Below are 25,750 nucleotides of genomic sequence, written 5' to 3' on the forward strand. Positions count from 1 at the left end.
GTTCATATTAAACTTTGCGTAAAGCTGAAATGAACTTATATCACTTATATGGTTTAATTTCAGCTTATTGAATGTTTTGCTGTGAATTGAACTAAATGTTGTAATTTTGCAAAAAATATTGAAGATGGTCAAGATTGGCAACATAGAATTACCTGAATTTCCTTTATTACTCGCACCGATGGAAGATGTTAGTGATCCGCCGTTTCGCAGATTATGCAAAACACATGGTGCTGACATGATGTACTCTGAATTTATTTCGTCAGAAGGATTGATTCGTGATGCTATAAAAAGCCGCATGAAACTGGATATTTTTGATTACGAACGCCCTGTCGGGATTCAGATTTTTGGTGGTGATGAAGAAGCGATGGAAATGTCGTCTAAAATTGTTTCTACTGTAAAGCCGGATTTAGTAGATATCAATTTTGGATGTCCGGTAAAAAAAGTAGTTTGCAGAGGTGCCGGAGCCGGAGTTTTAAAAGATGTTGATTTAATGGTACGTCTGACCAAAGCGGTCATCAAAGGTACTGATTTGCCTGTTACAGTAAAAACACGCTTAGGCTGGGATGACAGCTCCATTAATATTGATGAAGTGGCAGAAAGGCTTCAGGATATTGGCGTTCAGGCTTTGACCATTCACGCCAGAACCCGTGCCCAAATGTACAAAGGTCATTCTGACTGGTCGCATATTGCACGTGTAAAAAACAACCCAAGAATTACCATGCCTATTTTCGGAAACGGCGATATCGATAGTCCGGAAAAAGCATTACAATATAAAAACGAATACGGAATTGACGGTATCATGATTGGCCGTGCTGCGATTGGTTATCCGTGGATTTTTAACGAGATCAAACATTTCTTTAAAACCGGAGAACACCTGCCTGCCCCAACCGTTATTGATCGTGTTGAAGCTGCGAGAAATCATTTGCAATGGTCAATGGACTGGAAAGGTGAACGTTTGGGAATTGTAGAAATGCGTCGTCATTATACCAACTACTTCAAAGGAATTCATTCGTTCAAAGAATTCAAACAAAAATTAGTTACCACCGATGCCCCTGAAGATTTATTCGCCATTATGAAAGAAATTGAACAGGTTTATGCAGGATATGAATTTGTTTAAAACATAAAAAGACCTTCGTAACTGAAGGTCTTTTCGCTTTATTATACTTGCACCCGTTTCCACTTTCCTCTTTTGTAGAAAAAGATTCCAGCTAAAGTAATGGCAGTTTCAGCAACCGGAATAGCAATAAAAACTCCAGTTGGTCCCATATTAAAATGTTTGGCCAAAACATACGCCAATGGAATTTGAAATAACCAAAACCCGAAAAAATTGATTCCGGTTGGTGTCCAGGTATCTCCTGCACCATTGAAGGTATTGATTAAAACCATTCCGATTCCGTAGAAAACAAATCCGATACTCATCGTTCGCAATGCTTCGGCTGCTATTGTTTTTACCATTTCATCATTAGTGAAAAAAGAAATAATATAGTTGCCAAAAACTAATGTAATAATCATAATCGAAGCCATGAAAATCACATTGTATCGGGCAGTTGTAAAAACTGATTTCTCGGCACGTTCGATTTGTTTTGCACCCAAATTCTGTCCGACTAAAGTTGCGGCCGCATTACTCAACCCCCAGGCAGGAAGAATGAAAAACATCATAATCCTGAGTGCGGTCTGATAACCTGCCGAACCGTGATCGCCTCCGGTTGTGGCTACTAATTGTGCCAGGAAGATCCAGCTGCAGGACGCAATTACGAATTGTAAAATTCCCGGAGCTGCAATTTTTATTAAAGCCTTTATTTGTTTAAAATCAGGTGCGAAATAAGCAATTTTAATTTTTAAAACACCATTTCCAAAAAACAAATGGTATAACTGGTATAAAACCCCAATGCTTCTTCCAAAAGTTGTAGCCAAAGCCGCTCCTACTAATCCAAAAGCAGGAACTGGCCCTAAGCCATTAATTAAAATCGGACACAAAATGATATTGCAGATATTTGCAATCCAAAGACTTTTCATGGCGATTGCAGCATTTCCAGCACCACGAAATATTCCGTTGATTAAAAACAAAAGCATGATGCACAAACTCGAGCCAATCATAATTTGGGTGAATCGAAAACCGTGCTCAGCAGATTCTAATGAGGACCCCATTAAAATCAAAATATCTTTCGCATAAATAATTCCGAAAATGCTCAATACACTATTAACTGCAAAAGCAATAATAATAGCCTGCATTCCGGCTTTTGCAGCTGCTATCGGATCTTTTTCTCCAATACGTCTCGCCACCACTGCTGTCGCCGCCATACTCATCCCGATAGCCAGTGAATAAATAACTGTTAATACCGATTCTGTTAAACCAACGGTCTGAATTGCAAAACTGCTGTTTTCTAAATGCCCGACGAAATATAAATCGACCAAAGCAAAAACCGATTCCATCATCATTTCCAAAACCATCGGAATGGCTAATAGAATTACTGCTTTTTTGATACTGCCGGATGTATAGTCGAAAGATTCGTCGCCTTTAAGGGCTTGTTTTAATGTAGTTAAAATTTTAGAAAATAGATTTTTCTTTATAACTGTTTCTGTCATGATATTTTAGGATAAATGATAAATTTGTCCAGATTCTATAAACCTGAACTGAAAAGTAAAAAGCGTAAGTATCCTAATTATTTAAAAAAATAAAATAGGATTAAGCAGAAACAATCATATGCTGTAGAATTTTTGAGGCAGTAAATATAAGTATTTTTTAGAAAAAATATTAATCCAGTAATTTTTTACTAACGCGGCTGCTGGCAATTAAGGAAGCCACAAAACCAAGCGAAACAATAGTTGCCATTACAATGAATACATTTTCTAAAGAAAAAACAACAGGATAAGCCAAAGTTGGCGTAATCATAATCAGTTCATATTGTTGTTGAAGAAGAACTAAAATCATCCCCAAGACAAGACCAATTATACCGCCAAAAACACTGAGTAAAGTTCCCTGAAGCAAAAATATTTTTCGAAGATGATTAATTTCGGTTCCCAGGTTGAAAAGTGTTTTTAAGTTTCCTTTCTTTTCTAAAATCATCATAATTAAGGCTCCTACCAAATTAAAAAGTGCCACAATTATAACGAGCGTGAAGATCAAATAAACAACTATGTTTTCAGTATTGAGCATCTTATATAATGACTCATTAAGTTCTGCCCTGTTTTTCAGGGTAATTTTATTTTTGAAAATAGTCTGTAGTTGAGAGCGTATCGCTTTCTCATCAGCATTTGGTTTGAATTTTAATTCGATTCCCGAAATCTGATTGGTTTTATACATTAATAATTCCTGTACCAAACCTAAATCAGCGAATACATATTTAGAATCCAGTTCTTCGCTGATAGAATAAATCCCGACAGGCAATACATCTGTTTTATTGAAAGCTTCTTGGGGATTGTCAATTGCTCCTTTTCCGGGTTTAGGCGCAAAAATCTGTAATGGATTCTCAAAATCCAGAATTCCCATAGAAAAATCCTGCGTAATTCCATATCCAATCACAACCTGATAACTGTCCGGTTTTAGCCACTGCCCATTAAACAGCTTTTTTTTGACATCGTTTACGACAGGATAAAGACTGTCTACACCTTTTAAATAAGTAACCTGTTGTTTGTCTTTAAATAAAAACAAAACACGTTCTTCGATAATTTTAGTGTAGGAAGCTACACCTTCTATTTTCTTAATTTGAGTTTCCTGATCAGGTGTAATTAAAAATGACTTTCCATAGGTACTGGTCATTTTTAGATCAGGATCAATTTCATTGGTAAAAGAAAGACTAAAAACCTTCAATCCGCTAAAAACGGACAAAACCACAAATAATGCCATGGTACCAACAATAATTCCAAGACTGGCAATTAAATTGATGATATTAATAGCATTATTTTTGCTTATACTTAAAAGATAACGTTTGGCTATGTAAAGGGGGAAATTCAATTTATGATTTTCTTCTTTTTTCTAAAAGATCACGGTTTTCAATTGGGTTCTCTTTGCCTGCTAAAGCATTGTCAATTTTTTCGATATAATCTAATGAGTCATCAATAAAAAATACTAAGTTAGGCACACGACGTAATTGCAAACGTACACGTTGTGATAAATCATGTTTTATTAAAGCTGTATTAGATTTAATTCCTGCTAAAGTTTCTTTTGCTTTTTCTTGTGGAAATATGCTTAAATATACTGTCGCCACAGATAAATCAGTAGTAACACTTACTTTGGATACCGAAATTACTAAATTATTGATTCCGTTTTTTCTCACTTCTCCCTGCAAAATATCAACCAGATCTTTCTGAATGACACCTCCTATTTTTTTCTGTCTGTTTGTTTCCATACTGCAAAAATACTATTTTTAAATTCAATCGTATAATTTCGATCGAAAGAAGCAATTTCAATTCAAAAATTAAATTTTGTATATCACAAAAAAGGGAGCAAAACGCTCCCTATATTCTTATCTGTTTTGTAACCAGCCTTCCGGATTATTGTTTGATGTATTTTGAAGAATCAAAAACTTGATTACTGTTTTACCTGTATCCCCGCTGGTTCTTACTTTTCCAATACTTTGTTTGATATTAACCTTATCACCTTTGTTTACAAAAACCTGACTCAGATTTTGATAAACAGTAAAATAATCTCCGTGCTGAATCATAACTGCTCTGTTGATTGGCGATAAGACCATAATACTTGATACTTCACCTTCAAATACTGCTCTTGCAGTAGCTCCTGATTCAGTAGTAATCTCGACTCCTGAATTATGAACGGTTAAAGTAGGATAAAGCGGGTGTGGCTGATCTCCATATCCTAATGAGATGAATCCTTTTTCTACCGGCCATGGTAATTTTCCTCTGTTTGCCTTAAAATCAGCAGCTAATATTTTACCTTCAGGTGTCAATGCAATTTTTGATGACGAAACTGGGGCTTTAGCTGTAGTCGAGCCGGGATTTTCCTTTGCCCTTTCTAACGCAGCTTTTCTGTTTGCTTCAGCAATTGCTTCACGAATTAAACGGTCAATTTGTCTGTCAATTCTTTTAGACTCCTGCTGTTTACTTCTTGTATCGGCAATAATTTTATTCTTATCTTTTTTAAGCGAATTCACTAACTTTTGCTGTTCTTTCTTTTCAACTTCAAGGCTTTGTTTTTCTTTTTGATTTTCAACAATTATCTTTTTCTTTTCTTTTCTCTGACCATCTAATTTAGCATTATACTCAACTAGTTCTGCTGTTTTAGATTGTATTTCTAACCCTTGGTTTTTTCTGAAATTAGTATATTGTTTTAAATATTGTGCTCTTTTATATGCTTGTAAAAAACTTTCAGAAGACAAAATAAACATCGCCCGGCTCTGTTCTGAACGGCTTTTGTATGATTTTAAAATCATCTTGGCATAATCTTCTTTTAGGGCTGCTAATTCTCTTTTTAGTTTATTAACTTTTAATTGATTAATATACATGTCATTGCCTAAAACTCGTTCCTGCTTAGAAGTAGTATTAATCAATTTCTCTTTAAGTTTTATTTTGTTCTGCTGGATCAAAAAAACATTTACAGCAGACTTTTCCTTTTTCTTTACCGATTGCAGCATTTTTTCATTGTCCCTGATTTGCTGCTGAATCTGAGCTTTTCGCTGTTCCAGTTTTTCTTGTTGCGAGTCCTGTCCCCAGACAAAAGCTGTGGCGCATATAAAAATTAGGCTTAGGAGAAATTTTGGCATTTTTTGATATCTTTTTGCAAATTTAGTCAATTATAACTTTTTTATAGCCACTTGGAACACTATATGGAAAAGAAAGTTCTTCGTTAAACGAAATACTATTGTAATTTAAATTAATATTTGTTTTCCCTTTTGGCTGAATGGCATTAATTTCAATATTTGTTGGAAGCGTCCCCTGATTAAAAACCTTATTGTCAGAATATTTAATTTCTAACATTCTGTTTTCCGAAGCTTGCGAAATTTGCTCTTTCTGAATTAAATATTTTTCAGGCTCTAGAAAAAAAGTTTTTTTCAGGTTTGTTTCTTTTTCATCTTCCAAGCGAATAAGGTTCTCTACGATAGTTTGGGTATATTTCCCTTTTCTTAAATCATCTAAAGCTTCACCCACTAATAGATTTTGCACTTTATTGTAATTTAATTCTGTCCCCAGCCATTTACTTAAGCTTGTGAAATCTCCTTCATAATAACTGCCTTTTATTTTTTCATAATAACTTACTGTTGTTGGTGTAATTAAAGCTTTTGCCATTGTGATTCCGAGAAAACGAACGCTCACTAGAATTTGCTTGTCTTTTTCAATTTTAATTTCAGCTGTTACATTCTGACTTTGCTTTTCATCTTCATACTTTGCGCTGGCTTTGATGTATAATGTCGAAAAATCTAATTTGTTCTCGTAATGCTTTTCTACTGTTTTATTATCAATCTTGACTGTGGTTTCTGTATTACTATTTTGCACTGCAACAGCTTTTGATTTACAAGAAATCATTAAAATTGTTACTATTAGTATTGCTATATATTTTTTCATCTTTACTTTTTTTGTTTTAATAATTCATTAGCTTTCAAAAAGTATTCCTCTTTTTTCTTAGCATCACCCAATCCATTATACGCCTCTCCCAACTGAATATTAAAATTTGCTTCCATCTTTTTATCATCCACAACATAATCAAGTCCCATTTCTAAAACGGTTTTTGCGTTCTTAAATTGCTTTAATTGATTACTTCCTAACCCTGCATAATAATAAAATTGCGGCTGACTTGGATAAACTTCAATCATGGTCATTGCCTTTTTTGTCATTGGTTCAAATTGTTTTGCTTGTGAATATGCTTCAAGCAAAAGCAAATTAGTTTCACGATCTGTATCTGAATTGGCGCTTAAATGTTTTTCATAATATTTAATCGCATTCTCAAATTGGTTTTTACTGTGGTAAAATTTACCAATTTCTTTAGCTACATCTACATTCGGATCGTTGTCAAAATAGCCAATTGCTATTTCTAGATCGGACGAATATTGCGGATTTTTATTCACATAAATCAAAAATTCATTCAGCGTTCTGTGCTTAATTTTGGAATCTATTTTTGGACTGGATAAAATAAAATTCATTGCTTTTATCGCTTTGTCTGCCTGATTTTGATCTAAATGTCCTTTAAACAAACTTAACTGGGCCCATTCTGATGTTGGAATTTCCTTTGCGAGTTGTTTTGAAACTTCCAAAGCTTTATCTGTTTCTGCTGTTTTTGAATATAACAAAATCAGGTTGACATAATTAGATTCTTCTTTTGGATTTTGTTTAATCTGACTTATCAAATTATCAATTTCGGTATTTTGAAATTTGCCCTGAGATAAAATCTGTTGCTTATATCTTTCGCGATCTTCCGATTTTCCGTATTTATCATTCATTTCATTGATTGCCAAAAGTGCTTTTTCAAACTGATTGGTAATCATATATAATGAAATCAAATCGTCTTTATACTCTTCGTCAAACGGAATAATTTTTTGGATTGTTTCAATTGCCAGAGGGTAATTTTTGGTTTCAAAACTTACATCGTAAATGCCTAGCCAGTACCATTTGTTTTTTGGATCTATCTGAATCGCTTTTTCAAATGAATTCTGAGCATTTTGATAATCCTTTAACTTTAAATAGTTTTTTCCAAGTTCAAAATAAGCGACAGCATCATTGGGTTTCAGCTTAATGCATTTTTCTAGTGATACAATTGCTTTATCATAATTTTCAATTCCTTTCTGTTTTAATGATTCATAAAAAGAGTCCTGATATTCATCGGTAGCTACAGCAATATCTTCTGGTTCAGTTTGTGCCATAACCAAAACTGAATTGCCAAACAAAACCAGGAATAAAATTAATAACACCCTCTTTTTCATCATTTACATAATTTCATTTCAAATTATCATTTTTTATTCAAAAACAGAATAATCACCAATGCTGATACTTTTGAATTTTCCATCATAACTCACATGATTTCCAATCATTGCATTATCTAAATCAGCATTTTTTATATGTGAACTGGTTTGCACCAAACTGTTTTTAATGGTACTGTTTTCAACACGTGTTCCTTTTCCTAAAGAAACATTTGGACCTACAGTTGTATTTTTCAACACTACATTTTCTCCAATATAACAAGGCGGAATAATGGTTGAATTTTCTAAAGTCACATTATAATCCACTAAATGCTCTCCGTCATTATGTAAAAAACCTAACATTCTTGAATTGGTTTCCACCGTTACATCTTTATTTCCGCAGTCCATCCATTCGTCAACGCTTCCGGTTTTAAAAACTTTTCCGTTAGCCATCATGGCTTTAATACCATCGTTGATTTGATACTCACCTCCATTTTGAATATTATTATCCAAAACACCCTGAAGTTCTTTTTTCAAATCTCCCACTTCTTTAAAATAGTAAATTCCGATAACGGCTAAATCACTAACGAATTCTTTTGGTTTTTCAACCAATTCAATGATTTCATTATTCGCATTTAATTTTACTACACCAAATGCTTCCGGCTGATCAACCTGTTTTACCCAAATTACAGAATCTGCTGCCGGATCCAGTTCAAAATCGGCTCTGATTAAAGTATCTGCATAAGCAATTACGGCCGGTCCTGATAAAGAATCTTTGGCACACATAATTGCATGACCGGTTCCTAATGGTAAATCCTGACGATAAATAGATGCTTTTGCCCCCAGACCTTTAGCTAAATCCTGTAAACTTGATACAACATCATCACCAAAAAAAGCTTCGTCACCTAAAATAAAGGCAACTTCTTCGATTGGTTCTTTTAATATTTTGGCAATATCCTCAACCAAACGATGTACGATTGATTTTCCTGCTACAGGAATTAATGGTTTTGGAACGGTTAAAGTATGAGGTCGCAGTCTCGATCCGCGACCTGCCATTGGGACGATTATTTTCATTTTTGTATTTATTTTTATAGAAGACAGGAAAATCTTCTTAGTTTGGTTTAAAATTTTAAAACAGATTACGCAAATTATTTAACACCTGTACTTCCAAAACCACCAGCTCCTCTTGAAGTTTCAGAAATTTCCTCTACCTGGATCCACTCTGCTCTTTCGTGTTTTGCAATAATCAATTGTGCAATACGTTCTCCGTTTTCAATTACAAATTCTTCATTTGATAAATTTACTAAAATTACACCTATTTCTCCTCTGTAATCTGCATCGACAGTGCCTGGAGAATTTAAGACAGTTATGCCTTTTTTTGCAGCTAATCCGCTTCTTGGTCTAACCTGCGCTTCATACCCAATTGGTAACTCAATAAAAAGACCCGTTTTTATGATGGTTCTTTCTAATGGTTTTAGTGTTATTGATTCGGTTAAACTGGCACGTAAATCCATTCCTGCCGAAGCAATTGTTTCATAATTTGGTAAGTCGTGCTGCGATTTATTGATAATTTGTATTTTCATTTTATTTTAAAATTTTAGGCATTATTTTTTATTTATAATTCCTTTGATTGTGTCTTTTTCGTTATGATAAACAAAATAAATGAACCCTAAAAGTAGCGGAATTCCAACAAAATAATTTTCTCTAAACCAATAAAAAGAAATAGCTGAAAATACAATTGAAATTCCTAAATAAGCTCCAATTTTATTCATATCATAAGGTATAGGATAATATTTGTTTCCTAATATATAGGAAATAAACATCATGCTTCCATAAGCTGAAATCGTTGCAATTGCTGATCCGTAATAGCTATATTTTGGAATTAATACATAATTTAAAACTAATGTTACTATGGCACCAATGATAGAAATGTATGCACCTATTCTTGTTTTATCTGTCAATTTATACCATACAGATAAATTATTATAAATTCCTAAGAAAAAATTAGCCAGAATAATTAAAGGAACAACTTTCATGGCTTCCCAATATGATTTATTATCAAGTAAAAGGAGTTTTAAAATATCTGCAAAAACAATCACACCCAATAAAATCAGTGATCCTAAAATCACAAAATATTTAGTAATTACCGCATATGTTTGTGGCGCATTTTCATTTTTTGCATGACTGAAAAAGAAAGGTTCTATCCCGAGTCTGAATGCCGTGGCAAACAAAACCATAAACAGTCCTAACTTATAACATGCTGAATAAGCCCCAACTTCTGATTTGGCCAGATTTTCAGGCAATAAATACCCCAGTAAAATTTTATCAAAATGTTCGTTAACAGCAAATGCTATTCCGGCAACAAGAATTGGCAAACCATATTTCATCATTTTTTTCCAAATTACAGGATCAAATCTTCTTCCTAGTGAAAGATAATTTGGCGAAAGCACAATAAATGTAGCTAAACTTGCCAGAAGATTTGCTATAAAAATATAGGCAATCTGGAAATTTTCTACATATAAATTGTCCCAAACTGAATTAGGATTTTGAGTTGCCAGTTTTGGTAAATACAATAAGAAAAAGATATTCAGAAGAAGATTTATAATGACATTTCCAATTTTAATAGCTGCATAAACCATTGGACGCTGATTGGCTCTAAGTTTAGAAAATGGTATTAAAACCAAAGCATCCAGAACCAAAATCCACACCGAATAGGTAACATATTGCGTATCAACTTCTGCCCAGTTTGCCAGTGTATTTCTAAAAATTAAAGCAGCAAACAAAAATCCGATTGAAGTCCAGAATACTGATATTGTTGCTGTAGCAATTACATTTTTCTTGTCATCCTCGGCGCTGTAAAATCTAAAAAATGCGGTTTCCATTCCGTATGAAAGAATCACATTAAAGAAAACCATCCAGGACAAAACAATCGAAACCTCGCCATATTCAGCTGTAGGTAAAATACCGGTATATAATCTGACCAATAAAAAACTGAGCATTCGTGGTAAAACAGTTGCCAGTCCATAAATTGCAGTTTGTTTGAATAGATTTTTATATAATCCCAAAATAATTAGTATAAAGTTCGGAAAACAAAAATAACCAATTCTTTGGTTTTATTGGCCCTTTTGAAGATTCAATAAAAAAACTTCACGACAATTTTAATCAGTTAATTTATTTTCATCTAAAACCTTCACAAAATGAAACCTTTTGGATTATAACCTTTGTTAATAACACCCATAGCCTTCAAATTTCAGATGAAAGCATCGTGAAAAAATGTAACTTAAACTAATTCCGGGCTTTTTTTGATCACTATAATCTGTAAGCTTTTTGTCAATTCCTTTTGCGCAATATTATGGATTTACAACAAAATTATCAACCTCTAAATATTTGCCCATCTGATTTAGTAACTGACCAACAACCTTTCAGCCCAAAAGGCTGTTCATTTTCAAAAACTGAAATTTGGGTAATTATTATTATTTCAAAAAACCCTTTGTGTTATATAAGTTTATTGTCACAAAGAAATCAGATGGTATCGATTTGATCCAGCATTTGTTAATATTGAGCTCGTATAAGGTCTTGGTGAGAATAAATTTAAAATACTATTCTTAAACATTAATTATGGGTAAAAAAACCTACACATGTGAAATATATAAATTAAACCGGAAAATTATGTAACATTTTTTTTGTAGTCTCTTCATAAATTTGTCTCACAGGGATTGAGAAAGCTAAATACAACCCTTATAAAAAAGGAAGCACTGGGACTGATAAAGCTTGTTTGTTCCCATAAAAGACAAAGCAAAAGGGATTGATTCTGCTGTATTGTAACCCTAAAAAAACAGAGCACTGGGACTAATAAAGCTAGTTTGTTCCCATAAAAGACAAAGCAAAAGGGATTGATTCTGCTGAAATGTAACCCTTTCAAAAAAACAGAGCACTGGGACTGATAAAGCTAGTTTGTTCCCATAAAAGACAAAGCACAACAGATAATAATCTGTCTATTGTTTATAAAATGGTATTGATTCTCAATTTTTTGGGGAAGTTGAGGATCACCATTTTATAGTTTATAAAAAATTATAAAACTACCATATAAAAAGAGCCAGCTTTTAGTTGGCTCTTTCCTTTTCTTTTTAAGTCTATAAAATTAACGGACTAATTTACCTTAATATTCTTGGAATAAAAATTTTCAAATAGTATTATTAAATCTCTATAATACAACTTTTATGTCACATAATAATTAGGTAACAAATTAATTATGTTAAGCTAACTCAAAGAAAACCAAATTCTTATAAACTTACAATTGTCTATAAAAAAACAAAAATTAAAAATCACTAAATGTGGGTATTGTGGTTTTAATAATATAATTAAATATTTGTAATACTAAAAAAGCAAATCTTTTTTATAAAAAATTGTAAAAAAATAAGGGATTGATACAGCTGATATGTAACCCTCAAAAAAACAAAGCAACGGGTTGATGAAGCTAGTTTGTTCCCATTAAAAAACAAAGCATAATTTAGGATTGATACAGCTGATATGTAACCTTATAAAAACAGAGCACGGGATTGATTAAAGCTCATGTAACCCTCAAAAAAAAACTAAGCATTGGGATTATAAAGCTATTTGTTCCCATTAAAAAAACAAAGCACAAGGGATTGTTAGAGCTGAATATAACCCTTTAAAAAGTGAGCACCGGGTTGATAAAGCTAGTTTGTCCCCGTAAAAACAAAGCACAGGGATTGTTAGAGCTGAATATAACCCTTTAAAAAGTGAGCATTGGGTTGATAAAGCTAGTTTGTTTCCCTTAAAAACAAAGCATAAGGGATTGTTAGAGCTGAATATAACCCTTTAAAAAAGTGAGCATTGGGTTGATAAAGCTAGTTGTTTCCCATAAAAACAAAGCACAGGGATTGTTAGAGCTGAATATAACCCTTTAAAAAGTGAGTACTGGGATTAATAAAGCTAGTTTGTTCCCATTAAAACAAAGCACCGGGATTGACAGCTGATATGCAACCCGTAAAAAAGCAAAGCGGGGATAATTTAGCTATTTGTACCCTAAAAACAAAGCATCGGGATTGATATAGCTAATAAGTAACCCTCAAAAAAACAAAGCACTGGGATTAATAAAGCTAGTTTGTTCCCATTAAAACAAAGCAAAGTGGTTTAATCCACTAAAAATCTTTTAAAATGGTACTGATTCTTGGGGAAAAGAATTCTCCGGAATCACCATTTTAAAAAAAATTTTAAGGATTAATATTAAATTTTATTATATAAGATTTAATATTTTTATGGGGAATTCTTAAAAAGTAAAAAGAGCCTGCAATTAACTGTAGGCTCTTTTTGTTTTTGTATTATCGAATGAAATTTATCCGTTTAAAGCTTCAGCACCACCAACAATTTCTAAGATTTCGTTAGTAATAGCAGCCTGACGTGCTTTGTTATAAGTCAATTTTAATTGATTTCTTAATTCTGTTGCGTTGTCAGTTGCTTTGTGCATAGCTGTCATACGTGCTCCGTGTTCTGAAGCAAACGAATCACGAATACCCTTGTATAATTGTGTTTTTAATGATTTTGGAATCAAAGTCAAAACAATTTCTTCTTTGGAAGGCTCGAAAATATAATCTCCTGCAGAAACTGATTCGTCAGATTTAATTGGAGCTAAAGGCAAAAACTGTTCAACCTGAACAATTTGAGTAGCAGCATTCTTAAACTGATTGTAAACCAATTCGATTCTGTCGTACTCTCCAGATAAAAATCTTTCAGTCAAATTATCTGCAATAGCAGCAACATTTTCAAAAGTTAAATGATCAAAAATTGCATTATGATGGCCATGAACTTTATGTGTTTTAGCCAAAACATCGTTTCCTTTTTTACCAATAGGAAAAACATCAACCTGTTTTCCTGCGTAAAATTCACTACGGTTTTTGATTTCTTTAATAACATTTGAATTGAATGCACCACATAAACCTCTGTTAGAAGTTATTGCTACAAGCAATACTTTTTTTACTTCACGTTGTGCTGTGTAATCTCCTCCAACTTCACCATCAAGTGTAGCAGAAAGATTTTGCAGTAACTCTGTTAATTTCTCGGCATAAGGGCGCATTGCAGTGATTGCATCTTGTGCTTTCTTAAGCTTTGCAGCAGAAACCATTTTCATAGCCGATGTAATCTGCATCGTCGATGAAACGGAAGTAATTCTATTACGGATTTCCTTTAAATTTGCCATCTATTAATTAGAAAATGTGACAATTTGAAAATTAGATAATTAGATTAATGCTGATTCATTATCTAATTATCTAATTTACTATTATCTTATTAGTTATATTTTGCTGAAACTTCTTTTGCTGCTTTTTCAATAACATCAGTAATGTTATCGTCAAGTTTACCAGCTTTCAATGCGTTAAGCGTATCTTTATGTTTACTGTTCAAGTAAGAGATGAAATCTGCTTCAAATTCTTTTACTTTATTTACAGGAACATTTTTCAATAAGTTTTTAGATCCTGCATAAATAATCGCAACCTGGTTTTCCACAGGATAAGGATCATTTAAACCTTGCTTTAAGATTTCAACGTTTCTTTTTCCTTTTTCAATTACATTTAAAGTAACAGAATCCAGGTCAGAACCAAATTTGGCGAAAGCTTCTAATTCACGGAATTGAGCCTGGTCTAATTTTAAAGTTCCAGAAACTTTTTTCATTGATTTAATCTGTGCATTACCTCCAACGCGAGATACAGAGATACCTACGTTAATTGCAGGACGGACTCCAGAGTTGAACAAATCTCCATCAAGGAAAATCTGACCATCTGTAATAGAGATTACATTTGTTGGGATATATGCAGAAACGTCACCAGCCTGAGTTTCGATAATTGGCAATGCAGTTAAAGAACCACCTCCTTTTACGATAGACTTAATAGAATCCGGTAAATCATTCATATTTTTTGCGATACCATCATCAGCAATCACTTTACAAGCACGCTCTAATAAACGAGAGTGTAAGTAGAAAACGTCTCCAGGATAAGCCTCACGTCCCGGTGGTCTTCTTAATAAAAGAGAAACCTCACGGTAAGCAACAGCTTGTTTAGATAAATCATCATAAACGATAAGAGCAGGACGGCCTGAGTCTCTAAAGTACTCTCCTATTGCAGCACCAGCGAATGGAGCGTAAACCTGCATTGGAGCTGGATCAGAAGCATTTGCAGCAACGATAACTGTATAAGCCATTGCGCCTTTTTCTTCTAACATTTTAGCGATTCCTGCTACAGTTGAAGCTTTTTGTCCAATTGCAACATATATACAGAATACAGGTTTTCCTGCATCATAAAATTCTTTTTGATTTAAGATTGTATCAATACAAACAGTTGATTTTCCTGTTTGACGGTCACCGATTACAAGCTCACGCTGTCCACGTCCAACCGGGATCATAGCATCTACTGCTTTTACTCCAGTTTGTAATGGCTCAGTTACCGGCTGACGGAAAATAACACCAGGTGCTTTTCTTTCTAACGGCATTTCGTATAAGTCTCCACCAATTGGTCCTTTTCCGTCAATTGGAAAACCAAGAGTGTTCACTACACGTCCTACCATTTGCTCACCTACTTTAAGAGAAGCGATACGTTGAGTTCTTTTTGCTGTTGATCCTTCTTTAATACCTGTTGATGGTCCTAAAAGTACCACACCTACATTGTCTTCTTCAAGGTTCAATACAATAGCTTCAAGTCCGTTTTCAAATTCAACTAACTCACCATATTGTACATTAGACAGCCCGTAAACACGAGCAATACCATCCCCAACCTGAAGTACTGTTCCTACTTCCTCTAGCGTAGCACCAGATTCAAAACCTTCTACTTGCTTTCTTAATATTGCTGAAATTTCAGCAGGTTTGATTTCCGCCATCTTAATTTATAATTTAGACACTTTTTGTGTTATAAAAACTAATTACTTAACTCTCTCTTTAATACTTGTAATCTGTTTGCAACTGAAGCGTTGTATTGCTGATCACCTATTCTTAAAATAAATCCTCCAATAATTGCCGGATCTACTACATTTTCAATTGTTATTTTTTTATCTGATAAAGTTGCAACTTTAGCTAAAACTTTAGCTTCTAAAGCAGCATCCATTGGGATTGCTGTCGTAACTTTTGCTACTTCTATTCCGTTACCTTCATCAAACACTTTGCTGTATTCTACTGCAATTGCTTCTAAAATTTCAAATCTTTTATTTTCAAATAATAAATGAAATAAACCTTTCGTTACACCATTTACATTTGCAAAAACTTCTAAAAGAGCACTCTCCTTAACTTCAACTGTTGTTGTTGGGTTTTGAATAAAGTTGCTCAATTCAGTATTTGTTTCAATTGCATTAGCAATTGATTTCATATCGTTATTAACAGCTTCGGCAACACCTTTAGAGTTTGCTAAGTCCAGAATTGCTTTTGCATAACGAATTGCTGCTCTTGTACTTGCCATAATCTTAGTTTAGCTTTACGTCACCTAACATTTTCTCAACTAATTTAGTTTGAGATTCTTTATTAGATAGTTCTTCTTTCAATAATTTTTCAGCAATGCTTAATGATAAAGTTGAAACCTGAGATTTCAATTCTGCCATTGCAGCATTTTTTTCACTTTCGATAGCCGCTTTAGCCTGCTCGATCATTTTTTGACCCTGAGCCTGAGCTTCATTTTTAGAATCAGCTATCATTTTCTCTTTCATTTCGCGAGCTTCTTTCAACATCGCATCACGTTCTGCACGAGCCTCATTCAAAATTCTTTGATTGTCTGCCTGAAGGTTTTCCATTTCCTGTCTTGCATTTTCAGCAGAAAGCAATGCATCTTTAATACCTTGTTCTCTTTCGTTTACTGCATCAAGAATTGGTTTCCATGCGAATTTTTTCAACAAAAGAATTAATCCAACAAATATTAATACTTGCCAAAAGAACAAACCGAACTCAAACTGATATATTAACTTTTCCATTATATGATTATAAATTTTAATTTATGTCTTTTTAAATTGCATTAAGAAAAAGCAATTCTAATGTTTTAATTTTAAAACAATAGTTACAACCAACCGTTGCAACTATTGCTTTTTGTGTTTTAATTAAGCAGCGAATAACGCAGCGAAACCAATACCTTCAATAAGTGCAGCAGCGATAAGCATAGCTGTTTGGATTTTTCCAGAAGCTTCTGGCTGACGAGCGATAGCGTCCATTGCTGAACCACCGATTCTACCAATTCCTAATGCTGCTCCGATTACGATTAATCCTGCTCCAACGATATTTGGAATTTCCATAATATATATAATTAAAAATTAAACATTCTTCTTAAATAGTCTAAAGTTGCAAAGTCTTAAAGTTGTAAAGTAACAATATTAAACTTTCAAACTTTTGATATTACTTTCGACTTAATGGTGAGCTCCTTCTTCGTGATGGTGCTCTTCTACTGCTGAACCAAAATAAAGTGCAGACAGCATGGTAAAAATATAGGCTTGTAAAAATGCTACCAGAATTTCAAGTATAGAAAGTACAAATGACAATCCAAAAGACAAACTGCTTCCAATCCAGCTTTTAAAGATAAACATTAATCCAATAATACTCATTAAAACGATATGTCCAGCAAAGATATTAGCATACAAACGAATCATTAATGAGAATGGTTTGATGAAAACTCCTAACAATTCAATTGGTGCCAAAATAATTCTCATTGGTTTTGGTACACCCGGCATCCAGAAAATGTGACCCCAGTAATTTTTATTTGCTGTAAGGTTTGTAATTAAGAAAGTAAGGATTGCTAAAGAAAAAGTAATTGTCAAATTACCGGTAGCATTTATCCCTAGTGGAGTTAATCCGAAAATATTTAAAAACAACACAAAGAAAAAGATTGTCAATAAATAACTCATGTATTTTTTATAGTGTTTCTCTCCAATGTTTGGAATAGCCACTTCGTCACGAATATAAACGACCAACGGTTCGAAGATTCTTCCAATACCAGAAGCTATTCCTCCGTTTTTAGCATATGATTTAGCCAAACTTGAAAATAACCAAAACATTAATAATGCTGCTGCAAAAATAGAAACAACCGTTTTTGTAATTGAAAAATCTAAAGGACGTACATTTGTTGGGTGACCTGTTGCCTCATCTTCAGTAATTGTTCCTTCAGCATCTGTTTTGTAAATTTTACCATCATGGTGATTAATTACATAATAGTTACCATTTGATTCTGCTACTGAATGTCCGTGATTAAACTTTGAAGAAGAAAAAATTTGAAGACCATTATCCCAAATAATTACAGGTAATGGAAAACCATAATATTTACCAGTCTCATCATCCTGAGTCAAAGTAAAATCATGAGAGTCTAAAACGTGGTGACCAATAAATGCCTTAATCTTAGATTTAACATCTGTCGGTTCTGCATGATGTCCTTCTGAAACGGCTCCATGAGCTTCTTCAGTTTGAACATGCGCTGAGTCTTTTTCTGTATTTGAAAAGCTCATTAGTGGAAGACAAGCTACTAAAGCTGCAAGAATAAATCTGAGTGGTTTGTTTGAAATCACCATATCGTGGAAAATCTTATTTTTTTACGTTTCTAAAATTTGGTGCAAAGGTACATTTTTTATTAATATTAAAAAGGATATAAAAAATTATTTTTGAACCTTATTATACAGAATCCCTGTTTTATAGCTTTTTATTTAATAATCCGACAGTTAAAACCGTCTCAAATAACAAAAACAAAATAAATGTTACAAAAAAGTTGATTTTTTCGACAGATACGTTATGAATTTTGTCTGATAAAATCGGCTTCAATATCAGATAGGACAAAAACATTTGAATAAAAGTTCCCAACATAAAAAACATTCCTATACTGTCAAATTTATCTTTTTCAAACTTTAATATTACAACTAGTAATATTGTTGCAAATAATGAAAAGATTAAATACAAAGTTTCCAGAGTGTAATGAAAATTACTGTCATCAAGTTTTAAAAAATAAAAAACCGACTTGTGTATTATATAGGTAAAGAAGCTGAATAAAAATAAGTATAAAACAGGTTTGTAATTTTTTAAAGGCATTTCAAAATAATTTTATGCAAAGATGCAATATTTATTTAAAGCTGTTTTAATGTAAATTACTTTGTTTTATTGATTTCGTTTACCTGTCGAATAACATTATACAGAGCAAGACCTACACCAACCATAACTAATATCTTATTATAGTAGACTTTTGTACTTGGTTGATTTTCATCCAGCCAGGTTCCTAAGTAAGAAAACAAAAAAATAATGACACCCATTTGAATCGGAATATTAATGAGTGCTATCCATTTATTACTTTTATTTTTATTCGGATCTTTTTCCATCTTCTAACATTATTACCTGATTTGAATGAGCAAGCATTGTACAAGTTGCTGTAAAGTCAGCCCCAGGTTCGATAGACAATTTTCCAACTGCTACTTCTCCATGAATACGTGCAGTGGCTTTTATATTAAGGACTTCTAAAACTTTTAATTTTCCCTGGAATTCTCCTTCGATGTCTGCATTATGACAAATAATTTCTCCTTTTATAATGCCTGATGGTCCAATGACTAATTTTCCCTGTGAAGTAAAATTTCCTATCAATTCACCATCCAGTCTAAAATCAGCTTTAGAAACTATATCGCCTATAATAGAAGTTCCTTCAACAATTCTGTTGGTTTTTCCCAGAAGTTCTGTGCCGCTTTTTTTTGCTTTTTCAAACATGATTATGGAGTTTTTGGGGCTAAGTACGTCTGAAGATTTTTCTTCATCTGAACTATTTTGTAATTGTCACTTGAGATAATAATGAAAGGATGTGAGATTTTATATTTTTCATCATCTCTTAAAACTCCCGCAACATCTCTGGCATAAGCTTCAGATTTTATACCGTGAATTGCAAAAAAGCTTTCAGTCCTGTTATATTTATCAAAAGAAGTGGTTAACCTTTCAAAATTTTCAATTAATAAAAAAACTTTAATCGCTTCTTCAATTTTTTTAGCTGTTTTAGTGTCATTTTTATCCACTAAATATAAAATTTTCCAGTTTTTCCCATCTGTTGTAAAGTCAAGTTTTTCGAGTGTTGGGATCTGTTTTTCCAAAAGTTCACGTGCAGTTTTGCCTTCTTCACTATTTGGGTAATTATCAGCAACTTCTTCCATGCTTTTTTTATAGGCCGCCAAACCATTCACTTTTCCTAATGTATTTGCTTTTAACAATTCAAATTTCGAAACAATCTCATCTCCTGAATATTGATTTATTAAATTGTCAATGTTGTCGAGCACTACATCAAACTGTTCTTCCTGAAATAATTTATACCATTTTTCATATTCTTTTTCAGGCGATAAATTTGAACCGTTTTCAGGATTTGTGTTGTTTAAAATTTGAGCATATCTCGAATCTGGGTAATTACCAATAATATCAGATTTTATTCTTTCGGCTCTTGCAGGATTCGTAATTTGATAAATTTTGTACAGATTATACATCGATGGCAAAATCCATTTTTCTTCAGGATTATTATGAAGCAATTGCTCAAATTTACTGCTGGCCAAATCGTACTCCTTGAATTTTTCTTTATAAATTAATCCTAATTGATAGTAGGCAAAATTGCGTTCTTTACCAATACTATCCATGGCAACTTGAGTTGTTGGAAGCTGTTTTTCGTAAAAATCTGTTGTATATTTTTCGATAACAATTGAATCTTTCAAATCATTTATGGAATCTTCTTTCATATTCATTTCGTCTGTCAAAGCTGTATCCGTATTTGACTTTGACGCAGACAATCTCCAGTTTCCGGCTAATGCTCTGTTGCCCCACATTTTTTTGAATTGTAATTTTCCGTAAGCAACTGTTGATGGATTGTAGAAATAGAAAGTACTTGCAGCATCGTTTCCGGCTGGCGGGTTGAAACCTCCGGGCATACCTGGAGGCATACTCACAGGCGAATTGTTTCCTGCTAACTGCGGATTTACAGCTTCCGGTGCATTATTTGAATTTGTATTTTGTTCAATATTCGCTAATCGTTCTTTCTCTTTTTCTTCTAAGATTCGTTTAGTTTCGTCTTTCTTTTTTAATTCTGTAATATAATTTTCGAAATAGGCTTTTCTTTCGGAATCCGGTAAACTTTTGACTTTAATGATACTGTCATTGCGTTTTGCAATTGCTTCGTATTTGATAACGTTGTCTAAGTTTTTTCGGTTTTTTTCGATAAATGCAAATTCCCTGGTTTTAGGGTTTAGTTTTATTAATGTACTGTCATAATATTTTGCAGCCATTGTATAATCTGTATTTTTAAAATACATATTTCCTATGTTTCTGTACGTTGATGCTGCCAAATACGAATCTTTAGATTTTCTGGCTAAGGATTTATTATAAAATTCAAGCGCATTTTCCTGCTGTTTCTTCTTATCATAAAAAACACCCATTTCAAAAAACAGGATGTCATAATAAGGTCTGTTCTCGCGATCATTAACCAGCTTATTATAAGTCTTTAAAAACAGGGTATCATTGCCACTTTCATAATCATACATTTGGGCTTTTTTCGCATATGCCTGCATCATATATTTTCGATCGGCTTTACGGTTCATGTCAATTACGCTATTGTAAAAATAAATGGCGCTGTCTCTTTTTTCATCTTCCTGATACATCTGACCCAGAATAAAACGATAACGGGCTTTGTCTTCATTTATTCTTGAAAATTTTTCAGCAACCTTAAGTCTGGTAACGGCACTGTCTTTTTGTTCCAGATTTAAAAAAGCCTCTGCCAGCAAAGCATTTGCATCAGAAAATGTTTGCTTTTTTAAATCGGTGTTTTTTAATAAAAGCTTAATGTTTTTTATCACAATTGCGTCATTTCCTAAACGCATATTGGTTTTTTCACGCCAAATTTTAGCCGTATAAATATTACTGCTGTTTGGATATTTGTATAAAATATAATTGAATGCTTCAAGCGCAGGAATGAAACGCTGGTCATAATATCTTGCTTTTCCAAGCATTAAATAAGCCTCATCAATCTGGGTGTTTTTTTCTCTGCCCCCAATATTCATCGAATGCTTCTGAATCGCTTTTGTTGCTTTAGTTTCTGCTAATTCAAAATCGGGATTTTTGGTTTTTTCCTTCTCAGAAATATCATCATTAATCTGCATTTTTTCAATTGGCAGCATTTCCCAAAAATTATCCTGATCATTGCCTTTTATGGTGGCCAGTCCTTTATCTAAAGCAATTCCGCCATTGTACAAAATGTTATATTTAGTACTTAAGGCATGTGAATTTCTAGCCAAAAATGTGTCTCTTTTGGTAGAACAGGCTATCAAAAAAAATATAAAAACAAAAGGAAAACTATATTTCAGCGTATTCTTTTTCAATAGAAAAGAGTTTAAATCAATTAACTTCTAAAAAGGTTTTTTAGTATAATGACTGGTAAAAATACGCTTCTTTTTGAAATATAGAAATTTAAACCGCAAAAAACGATTCCAGTTCCTGTAAGGTCTCTTTTGAGGTTTGAATATCCTTTACAATTTCTCCTTTATTCAAAGCTACAATTCTGTCACAAACCTCAACAGTGTGCTGCAAATCATGGCTGGAAACAAGAACGGTAACATTTGGATTTTCGGCTAATTCTTTAATAATTTTTTTTAATCGGCTTACTGTTGTCGGATCTAAATTGGCGAATGGCTCATCGAGAATAATTACTTCAGGATTACCAATAAGCGTAGCAATGATTCCAACTTTCTTCTGGTTTCCTTTAGATAGGTCACGAAGGTATTTTTTGTTCTTTAAAATTTCGCCATTAAAAAATTCTTCATGCTGTGCTAATAAAGCATCAACATCGGCTTTATTCTGATGATGCAAATCTCCGATAAAATAAAAATATTCTTCAGGGGTTAAATAACCAATCAGGAAACTTTCATCTAAAAATGAACCCGTAAAAGATTTCCAGTTTTCGTTTGTATTGACCTGAATATTATTATTTGTAATATGCCCTGTTGATGGCTGAATCAGGTCTAATAGTAAACTGAAAAAAGTTGTTTTTCCTGCTCCGTTATTTCCCACAAGTCCAAAACTCTGACCTTTTGGAATTTCAAGATTATCAATATTTAAAACTGTTGTTTCATTATATTTTTTTGAAAGTTGATTTACTTGTATCATGATTCTTTTATTTTAGATTTTTGAGTTTAAATTCGTCAATTAATTCTATTATCTAATTGACACATTTTCAAATTGACTAATTTAATTCTTTTGTTTGTAAGCGCTGATCGTGCTGTATTTTTCGATTTTGTATCTTTTTTCAATTATAGAAAAAACGGTATTTCTAAACACAAAACCTAAAATTCCTGCCCCTGTAACCAAAATAAGCCCTAATGTTTTATCTCCGAAATGAAGTCCGATCCAATACAACAACAATGGGAGCAATAATTTTGGCAGCGTCAATAGCATGGCACTTATATTAAATGCTTTTTTATCGCCAAAAGCCCCACTGGCATTACTTAAATCGATAGGTGTTTTAGTAAATGCACCACCAAGTAATACCAAATGTGAGTTGACTCCAATATTGTAAATTGCTCCGGCAACAATGGTCAGATAAATTTCTAATCCGTAAAACAGATAGAATGATGCTAAGATTGTAGAGATAAAAGTGGCAATAACAATCAGCCACCATTTAGACGTGATGTAACCTCGATATGGAATATTTTGTGTCATCATCAATTGATAATAGGAACTGTCCCAACTTGGCACAAACTGACCAAAGACAAACAAAAATCCGCCCGAAACAAATATTCCGGCAAAAATGTGCATGATTTCAGGCTGATGTGAATTTCCAAAAAAGATTAATCCGTAGAACAAAAAGAGGATACTCATGAAAATGGTTGTTTTGGATCTTTTGTTTCTTTTAATAAGTTTGATATCATTTTTAAGAAATGTTCCTAAAGTTCCAAATTGATTTAACCATACAAGATTTTCAGTTGTAGCAATATCTTCTTTTTTAGAAAGTCCGGCATCCAGAAATAAATTGTTTTTAAAGTATTTGAATGTAAAAAGATACAAACCAATTAAAACCAGAACAGGAATTATGAACAGCCAGTTTGTTTCATAAAATCCCTGAAAAACAGGTCCCGTGAAAGTAGTTATATCAAATAATTTATAATATTGTGCAGCTCCCAGAGACAGAGCAATTGCGAGGAAAACAACGAATAATTTATCAATATTATTCAAAATAATATTCAAAAAATTATTGATATATACTATCGAAAAAGCAGCTATCAGCCAAAAAATAATTCCCACAAAATCATAACCTTCAATAATCAGTACTGCCGAAAAAGGAACAAAAAAGAATGCATGCGTCCAGTTAAAAAATGATATGGCTGTTTTACCAAGAGAAAAATGGACAATTGTAGGTTTTTTGAAAGGCAGGACCAATAAAGGTTTAATATTCAATACAGGAATTGCCTGCATTAATAAGCGAACAACTAAATCCGATAAAAAATAATAAACTAAAAATTTGTTGATGGTTATTAGCGGTTCAAGATTCATTTTCTTTAGGATGTAAAACGCTCCTACTCCCATTGCGACAAAAATGAGGGAAAAATAAACCATCAAAAAACCTATCAAAATTTTCATCGCCAGATTGGCACCAAACGATGCCGATCTGGTAAAGGCTTTCCATTCAAGATAAATAAACTTTTTAATCATGGTTCTTTGGTTTTCAGTTTTGTAGTAAGAGATCAAATTTAGAGAAACGTTACAAAAAAAGTTAAAAAAAATAATTTAGTACCTTTCAATTAGTTGCCGTTTGCTACTTTTGCATAAAATATCATATCATGCCTTCATTCTTAAAACTCATAATTAAAGAGGTAAAACGTGAAACTGCCGATGCTGTTTCCATCCTTTTTAATGTTCCCGAAGAACTAAAATCAGACTATAAATTTATTGCCGGACAATATATAAACTTAAAATTAACTCTTGACAATCAGGAAATCCGTCGCGCTTATTCTATTTGCTCAGGACCTGAAAGCGGGGAATTGAGAATTGCTGTAAAAGCGGTTAAAAATGGTCTGTTTTCTCAATTTGCGAATACCAGATTAAAAGCCGGAGATGTTCTTGAGGTGGGTCATCCTGAAGGAAAATTTACTTTTGAACCGGATGCCGAAAGACAAAAAAACTACGCCGCTTTTGTTGCCGGAAGCGGAATTACTCCTGTACTTTCTATCATAAAATCAGTTTTAAAAAGTGAACCAAAAAGCTCATTTGTATTGGTTTACGGAAACAAAACTCCGGAAGAAACAATTTTTCATCAGGAACTTCACGATTTACAATTGCAATATGTAGGACGCTTATTTGTGCATTATGTATTTAGTCAGGCTAAAGCCGAAAATGCTTTGTTTGGAAGAATCGATAAATCGGCGGTAAATTTTGTGCTGAACAACAAGCACAAAGAATTAGAATTTGATAAGTTTTACTTGTGTGGTCCGGAAGAAATGATCAATACAGTTTCCGGAATTTTAAAAGAGAAAAACGTAAAAGATTCTGCTATTAAGTTCGAACTTTTTACCTCTTCTTCACAGGAAAATGAAATCAAAACTTCATTAGAAGGACATACCAAAATCACTGTTTTGGTTGATGATGACGAAGTTACTTTTGAAATGTCACAAAAACAAACCATTTTGGACGCTGCTTTAAAACAAGGAATTGACGCTCCATACTCCTGCCAGGGCGGAATCTGCAGCAGCTGTCTTTGCCGTATAACCCAGGGTAGTGCCGAAATGACAAAAAACTCAATCTTAACCGATAAAGAAATTGCTGAAGGTTTGGTGCTTAGCTGTCAGGCACATCCAACTTCTGAAACTATTTATGTGGATTTTGATGATGTGTAATTGTTGAAATTTTCAAAAAAATACAATTTCCAAATTCCAACTTA

General features: G+C 33.1%; 22 protein-coding genes. 2 read left to right on the forward strand and 20 right to left on the reverse strand.

The genetic code is table 11. From position 1 onward, the window contains the following. Nucleotides 1-124: 124 nt before the first annotated feature. Entirely contained in the window at nt 125-1,117 is a 993-nt protein-coding gene (gene dusB, locus GXM16_RS19365) for a tRNA dihydrouridine synthase DusB (protein WP_163396147.1), read from the forward strand. Nucleotides 1,118-1,158: 41 nt separating this feature from the next. Here the strand turns inward: dusB and GXM16_RS19370 are convergent, their stop codons facing one another. The 20 genes from GXM16_RS19370 to GXM16_RS19465 all read right to left on the reverse strand — a co-directional run bounded on the left by GXM16_RS19370 (nt 1,159) and on the right by GXM16_RS19465 (nt 24,525). Further along, nucleotides 1,159-2,586: an MATE family efflux transporter gene (locus tag GXM16_RS19370; protein WP_163396148.1), complete on the reverse strand. Its 1,428-nt coding sequence runs from the start codon at nt 2,584-2,586 to the stop codon at nt 1,159-1,161. 169 nt (nt 2,587-2,755) lie between these two features. Next, nucleotides 2,756-3,955, reverse strand: coding sequence for an ABC transporter permease (locus GXM16_RS19375; protein WP_163396149.1), 1,200 nt, complete (start codon nt 3,953-3,955; stop codon nt 2,756-2,758). A gap of 1 nt (nt 3,956) precedes the next feature. Continuing rightward, entirely contained in the window at nt 3,957-4,349 is a 393-nt protein-coding gene (rbfA, locus tag GXM16_RS19380) for a 30S ribosome-binding factor RbfA (protein WP_163396150.1), read from the reverse strand. Nucleotides 4,350-4,466: 117 nt separating this feature from the next. Continuing rightward, nucleotides 4,467-5,720, reverse strand: coding sequence for a murein hydrolase activator EnvC family protein (locus GXM16_RS19385; protein WP_163396151.1), 1,254 nt, complete (start codon nt 5,718-5,720; stop codon nt 4,467-4,469). A 22-nt stretch (nt 5,721-5,742) separates the two neighbouring features. After that, nucleotides 5,743-6,519, reverse strand: a complete 777-nt coding sequence (gene lolB1, locus GXM16_RS19390; RefSeq protein WP_163396152.1) for a lipoprotein insertase outer membrane protein LolB1 — start codon at nt 6,517-6,519, stop codon at nt 5,743-5,745. 2 nt (nt 6,520-6,521) lie between these two features. Further along, nucleotides 6,522-7,871 carry a tetratricopeptide repeat protein gene (locus tag GXM16_RS19395; RefSeq protein ID WP_163396227.1) on the reverse strand — a complete coding sequence of 450 codons (1,350 nt, stop codon included), beginning with the start codon at nt 7,869-7,871 and terminating at the stop codon, nt 6,522-6,524. A 33-nt stretch (nt 7,872-7,904) separates the two neighbouring features. Then, nucleotides 7,905-8,921 (reverse strand): sugar phosphate nucleotidyltransferase, encoded by a 1,017-nt coding sequence (locus tag GXM16_RS19400; RefSeq protein WP_163396153.1) that lies wholly within the window; start codon nt 8,919-8,921, stop codon nt 7,905-7,907. Nucleotides 8,922-8,995: 74 nt separating this feature from the next. Then, nucleotides 8,996-9,430, reverse strand: a complete 435-nt coding sequence (gene dut / locus GXM16_RS19405; RefSeq protein ID WP_163396154.1) for a dUTP diphosphatase — start codon at nt 9,428-9,430, stop codon at nt 8,996-8,998. Nucleotides 9,431-9,451: 21 nt separating this feature from the next. Next, a complete protein-coding gene (locus GXM16_RS19410) occupies nt 9,452-10,912 on the reverse strand; it encodes a lipopolysaccharide biosynthesis protein (protein ID WP_163396155.1) in 1,461 nt (486 codons plus the stop codon). Nucleotides 10,913-13,206: 2,294 nt separating this feature from the next. Further along, complete coding sequence (gene atpG, locus GXM16_RS19415; RefSeq protein WP_163396156.1) at nt 13,207-14,067, reverse strand: ATP synthase F1 subunit gamma; 861 nt, start codon at nt 14,065-14,067, stop codon at nt 13,207-13,209. Between the two features lie 89 nt (nt 14,068-14,156). Continuing rightward, nucleotides 14,157-15,734 carry a F0F1 ATP synthase subunit alpha gene (atpA, locus tag GXM16_RS19420; RefSeq protein WP_163396157.1) on the reverse strand — a complete coding sequence of 526 codons (1,578 nt, stop codon included), beginning with the start codon at nt 15,732-15,734 and terminating at the stop codon, nt 14,157-14,159. 38 nt (nt 15,735-15,772) lie between these two features. Then, nucleotides 15,773-16,306, reverse strand: a complete 534-nt coding sequence (gene atpH, locus GXM16_RS19425) for an ATP synthase F1 subunit delta (protein ID WP_163396158.1) — start codon at nt 16,304-16,306, stop codon at nt 15,773-15,775. Nucleotides 16,307-16,310: 4 nt separating this feature from the next. Beyond that, nucleotides 16,311-16,811 (reverse strand): F0F1 ATP synthase subunit B, encoded by a 501-nt coding sequence (locus tag GXM16_RS19430; RefSeq protein WP_163396159.1) that lies wholly within the window; start codon nt 16,809-16,811, stop codon nt 16,311-16,313. A 123-nt stretch (nt 16,812-16,934) separates the two neighbouring features. Beyond that, nucleotides 16,935-17,126, reverse strand: a complete 192-nt coding sequence (gene atpE / locus GXM16_RS19435; protein WP_163396160.1) for an ATP synthase F0 subunit C — start codon at nt 17,124-17,126, stop codon at nt 16,935-16,937. Nucleotides 17,127-17,237: 111 nt separating this feature from the next. Further along, nucleotides 17,238-18,389: a F0F1 ATP synthase subunit A gene (atpB, locus tag GXM16_RS19440; RefSeq protein WP_163396161.1), complete on the reverse strand. Its 1,152-nt coding sequence runs from the start codon at nt 18,387-18,389 to the stop codon at nt 17,238-17,240. A gap of 567 nt (nt 18,390-18,956) precedes the next feature. Then, nucleotides 18,957-19,184, reverse strand: a complete 228-nt coding sequence (locus tag GXM16_RS19445) for an AtpZ/AtpI family protein (RefSeq protein WP_163396162.1) — start codon at nt 19,182-19,184, stop codon at nt 18,957-18,959. Then, nucleotides 19,165-19,563, reverse strand: coding sequence for a bactofilin family protein (locus GXM16_RS19450; protein ID WP_163396163.1), 399 nt, complete (start codon nt 19,561-19,563; stop codon nt 19,165-19,167). Before GXM16_RS19450 ends, GXM16_RS19445 begins: the two co-directional genes overlap by 20 nt. Before the next feature lie 2 nt (nt 19,564-19,565). Continuing rightward, a complete protein-coding gene (porW, locus tag GXM16_RS19455) occupies nt 19,566-22,199 on the reverse strand; it encodes a type IX secretion system periplasmic lipoprotein PorW/SprE (protein ID WP_163396164.1) in 2,634 nt (877 codons plus the stop codon). An 88-nt stretch (nt 22,200-22,287) separates the two neighbouring features. Next, the gene (locus GXM16_RS19460) at nt 22,288-22,983 is read right to left on the reverse strand and encodes an ABC transporter ATP-binding protein (protein WP_163396165.1); all 696 of its coding nucleotides are present in this window, start codon (nt 22,981-22,983) and stop codon (nt 22,288-22,290) included. Nucleotides 22,984-23,064: 81 nt separating this feature from the next. Beyond that, on the reverse strand, nt 23,065-24,525 hold the full coding sequence (locus GXM16_RS19465) for a DUF5687 family protein (RefSeq protein ID WP_163396166.1): 1,461 nt from the start codon (nt 24,523-24,525) through the stop codon (nt 23,065-23,067). 128 nt (nt 24,526-24,653) lie between these two features. Between GXM16_RS19465 and GXM16_RS19470 the strand changes: the two genes are divergently transcribed. Further along, a complete protein-coding gene (locus GXM16_RS19470; RefSeq protein ID WP_163396167.1) occupies nt 24,654-25,706 on the forward strand; it encodes a ferredoxin--NADP reductase in 1,053 nt (350 codons plus the stop codon). Nucleotides 25,707-25,750: the final 44 nt, after the last annotated feature.

Origin of the sequence: Flavobacterium limi (assembly GCF_010645075.1) — a bacterium.
Taxonomy (GTDB): Bacteria; Bacteroidota; Bacteroidia; order Flavobacteriales; family Flavobacteriaceae; genus Flavobacterium; species Flavobacterium limi.